This window comes from Arthrobacter sp. Hiyo1 (genome assembly GCF_001263615.2).
Lineage (GTDB): Bacteria > Actinomycetota > Actinomycetes > Actinomycetales > Micrococcaceae > Arthrobacter.
This window is the reverse complement of record NZ_DF952473.1, coordinates 420020-424048: the sequence shown is the minus strand read 5'-3', so window position 1 is coordinate 424048 and position 4029 is coordinate 420020. Positions and strand designations below refer to the sequence as shown.

The following is a 4029-nucleotide window of genomic DNA, read 5'->3' as shown; positions in this document are numbered from 1 at the left end:
CTGATCCACCAGCCGTCGCTGTCCGGCGGCCAAGGGGGCCAGGCTTCCGACCTCGAGATCCAGGCCGCAGAAGTCATGCGCATGCGCTCATGGCTTGAGGACACGCTGGCCAAGCACTCCGGTCGGACGCCGGAACAGGTCAACAACGATATCGAGCGCGACAAGATCCTCACCGCTGCCGAGGCAATGAACTACGGATTGATCGACCAGGTGCTCGATTCCCGCAAGATCAAGCCCCAGGCTATCGCCAGGTAACTGGCCAAAACTCGACGCCGGTGCGGTTCAGGAAATATGGACCGCATCGGCGTTCTGTTTCAACCCAAGCAGCCCATTGTGTCCTACAGTGGAAGTTGTCATGGTGGCGCCCCCGCTGCGATCGGCGCGAAATCGCGGATAGGTACGGGGCTGCACCACCCGCATGAAACGAAGGGATTCCCACATGGCTCGGATTGGCGAGAGCACGGATCTGCTGAAGTGTTCTTTCTGCGGAAAGAGCCAAAAGCAGGTTCGGAAGCTGATTGCCGGGCCCGGCGTGTACATCTGCGACGAGTGCATCGAACTCTGCAACGAGATCATCGAAGAGGAGCTCGCCGAAGTATCGGATCTCGGTAGCTTCGAGTTGCCCAAGCCGCGGGAGATCTTCGACTTCCTCCAGGAATACGTCATTGGGCAGGAGCCCGCGAAACGCTCCCTCGCCGTCGCGGTCTACAACCACTACAAGCGCATCCAGGCGGGCCACGCACCGAAGACCGGCCTCGGTGAAGGTGGACACCATGAGGACGTGGAGATCGCCAAGTCCAACATCCTGCTGATCGGTCCCACCGGCTGCGGCAAGACCTACTTGGCACAAACCCTTGCCCGCCGCCTGAACGTACCGTTCGCTGTTGCCGACGCCACGGCCCTGACGGAGGCCGGTTACGTTGGCGAAGACGTCGAAAACATCCTCCTGAAGCTCATCCAGGCCGCCGACTACGACGTCAAGAAGGCCGAACAAGGCATCATCTACATCGACGAGATCGACAAGATTTCGCGCAAGAGCGAGAATCCGTCCATCACGCGCGATGTGTCCGGCGAGGGTGTGCAGCAGGCGCTTCTCAAGATCCTCGAAGGCACAGTGGCCTCGGTTCCGCCCCAGGGCGGACGCAAACACCCGCACCAGGAATTCATCCAGATCGACACCACCAACGTGCTGTTCATTGTGGCCGGTGCGTTCGCCGGGCTCGAGGACATCATTGGATCGCGGTCCGGCCGCAAAGGCATAGGCTTCGGGGCCCCGCTCAACGAGGTCAAGGACAACGCGGACAGCTACGGCGAGGTGATGCCGGAGGATCTGCTCAAGTTCGGGCTGATTCCCGAATTCATCGGGCGCCTGCCCGTGATCACCACTGTGTCCAACCTTGACCGTTCCGCGCTCATCCAGATTCTCTCCAAGCCCAAGAACGCCCTGATCAAGCAGTACCAGAAGATGTTTCAGCTGGACGGCGTGGAGCTTTTGTTCGACGACGACGCCCTGGACTCGATCGCGGACCAAGCCCTTGAACGTGGCACCGGAGCCCGCGGCCTGCGTGCCATCATGGAGGAAGTGCTGCTACCGGTCATGTTCGACCTGCCAAGCAGGGACGACATCGCCAGCGTCGTCATCACTGCCGATGCCGTGAACAAGAAGGGCCAGCCCACCATGATCGCGCACGAGGTCATTGCGAAGCGTCGGAATAAGTCCGCCTAGCCAGAGGTTGGCATGATTGGTGCCGGACACCGTTTTCGTCCGCCTACCCGCGCCCCTTACGCCTATCGAAGGAGTTCCCTGTGCCCGAGCAGACCGCCAACAAGGTCGATTTCTGGTTCGATCCCATGTGCCCATTTGCCTGGGTGACATCCCGCTGGATCGGTGAAGTTGAAGACGTCCGCGGCATCGAGACCAACTGGAACGTCATGAGTCTCTCGGTCCTCAACGAAGGCCGCGAACTGCCTGCCGAATACACCGAGAAGATGAAGCAGGGCTGGGGACCTGTCCGGGTCATCATTGCCGCCCGCGAGCTGCACGGAGACGAATACGTCAAGCCGTTGTACGACGCGATGGGGTCCCTCATCCACCACGAAGGCATCAAGGATTTCGCCGAGGTCATCTCGAAGGCCCTGGCTGAAACCGGCCTTCCCGCCGAGTTGGCACGCTTCGCCGATTCCGAGGAATACGACGTCCAGCTGCGTGCAAGCCATGAATCGGGGATCTCCTTGGTGGGCCAGGATGTTGGCACCCCCGTGGTCGCCGTCAACGGCACGGCCTTCTTCGGTCCTGTCCTCACCCGTATTCCCCGTGGCGAGGAAGCCGGCCGGATCTGGGACGCCACGGTCACCTTGGCCGGGTACCCGCACTTCTTCGAACTCAAGCGCAGCCGCACGGAAAGCCCGGAATTCAACTAGCCCGGAATTCAACCAGCTTGAGCCGTGGGCCACGCTATTTCAGGAACCGCGACGTTCGACGGTCTGCGAGGATCTTTCCGTTTGTCTGGCAGCCAGGGCAATACTGCAATGACGTGTCGGCAAAGGACACCTCGCGGATCGTGGTCCCGCACGCGGGGCAAGGCTGGCCCGCCCTGCCGTGGACCCGCATGGTGTTCCGTTTGGTGTCCTTGAGTTCGCTTGACGCTTTCCCGACGGCGGCGGCCACAGCCGCACCCAGGACGCTTTCGATGGACTCATAGAGGACACGGGTGGTGTCCTTGTCCAGCGACTTGGCGATCGCGAACGGTGAAATCCTGGCTGCGTGAAGGATCTCGTCGCTGTAGGCGTTCCCGATGCCCGCGATGACGCCTTGGCTCCGAAGGACTCCCTTGATCTGGTGCGCGTTTGTGGAAAGGATTCCGGCCAAGGTCTCCTCCGTGAAGGCCGGGCTCAGCGGGTCCGGGCCAAGCGTCGCTATTCCCGGAACGTCCAGGGGCCTGCGCACCACGTATACGGCCAGGCTTTTCTTCGTCCCGGCCTCCGTCAGGTCCACTCCGACGTGGGTTGAACCGTCGCTCTTGGTGAAGCCAATCCTTGCCGCAATATTGCTGCCGCCCATCCGAAGCTGGGTTTGCGACGGCTGCTCCGTGTAGCGGAGCCACCCGGCCTTGGCGAGGTGGAAGATGAAATGGATGCCTTCGGCGTCGAGGCTGACGAACTTTCCGAAGCGTTCCACACCGACGATCTTGCGACCCTCCAGCGCTGAGTAAGGGGGATCGGCTGTCTTCAGCACGGCAAAAGAGGTGATCTGGATCTTCGTCAGTTCGGCACCGAGAAGATTCCTGCCCAGAAAGGCAGTCAGCCCGGCCACCTCGGGAAGTTCTGGCATAGCAACACTGTGCCACAAAGCACCGGCACCCAGAACCCCGGAGGCCCGCAGCGAGGCCTCCGAATTACATGCCAGTAGTTCCTGAAGGGGGCTTGTGCTGGCCGGGGAGCGGGTCAAGAATAGAACTTACCCACTTCGAAAGAAGAGGGACACGGAAACCAGAGATTCAGTGATATGCATCTGACGCAGCCTTCGGCAAAGTTGGATGCAAGCTACCAGTGACGAGGTAGGAAGACCTGAAAGTCCGAGGATTCCGCCAGACTGCCAAGACGTCACCGGGCAGCCGAAAAGTCGAAGCCCCACCAACGGCTAAACGCTGATGGGGCTTCCCCTTTGCCCTGAAATCCCAAGTGCCTGGAACTTCCCGGCGGCCCGGAAACTTCCCGGGCTCTTCCAAACTACGCCTGGGCGGGTTCCTCGGCAGGCGCCAGGACTACGTCGCTCACCGTGAGTTCGCCGTCCCCGGCTACCAGTGAAATCTCCTGGGCGTTGGCCGCGGCCTTCAGGTCTCCCAGTCCGGCTTCCAGCTGTGCCACAAACGACTCGGTAGCGGTGATCGTGGCCGACAGGACCTCGGTGCGCTGCTTGACCTTGGCCTCGGACTTGGCCTTGCGGATGCCGCTCAGCGCGATGCCGACGGTGCCCAGCATGGTGGTGTCGCCGTCGACGATTTCCACTGCTGCCGGCCACGCCGCGCG

The 4029-nt window shown here is 61.5% G+C and carries 4 protein-coding genes and 1 pseudogene; 3 read left to right on the top strand and 2 right to left on the bottom strand.

Annotated elements, in window-relative coordinates; all coding sequences use genetic code 11:
• The 3 genes from AHiyo1_RS17375 to AHiyo1_RS17365 all read left to right on the top strand — a co-directional run.
• Positions 1-255: ATP-dependent Clp protease proteolytic subunit (locus AHiyo1_RS17375; RefSeq protein WP_172465622.1), on the top strand; the 255-nt coding region annotated here is incomplete at its 5' end.
• A 184-nt stretch (positions 256-439) separates the two neighbouring features.
• Positions 440-1726: an ATP-dependent Clp protease ATP-binding subunit ClpX gene (gene clpX, locus AHiyo1_RS17370; RefSeq protein ID WP_059389365.1), complete on the top strand. Its 1287-nt coding sequence runs from the start codon at positions 440-442 to the stop codon at positions 1724-1726.
• Between the two features lie 80 nt (positions 1727-1806).
• Entirely contained in the window at positions 1807-2421 is a 615-nt protein-coding gene (locus tag AHiyo1_RS17365; protein WP_059389364.1) for a mycothiol-dependent nitroreductase Rv2466c family protein, read from the top strand.
• A gap of 34 nt (positions 2422-2455) precedes the next feature.
• Here AHiyo1_RS17365 and AHiyo1_RS17360 read toward each other — a convergent pair whose 3' ends face one another.
• Both AHiyo1_RS17360 and valS read right to left on the bottom strand, forming a co-directional pair.
• Positions 2456-3331, bottom strand: coding sequence for a DNA-formamidopyrimidine glycosylase family protein (locus tag AHiyo1_RS17360; RefSeq protein WP_059389363.1), 876 nt, complete (start codon positions 3329-3331; stop codon positions 2456-2458).
• A 398-nt stretch (positions 3332-3729) separates the two neighbouring features.
• Positions 3730-4029: pseudogene (gene valS, locus AHiyo1_RS17355) on the bottom strand (valine--tRNA ligase); the annotation flags it as partial.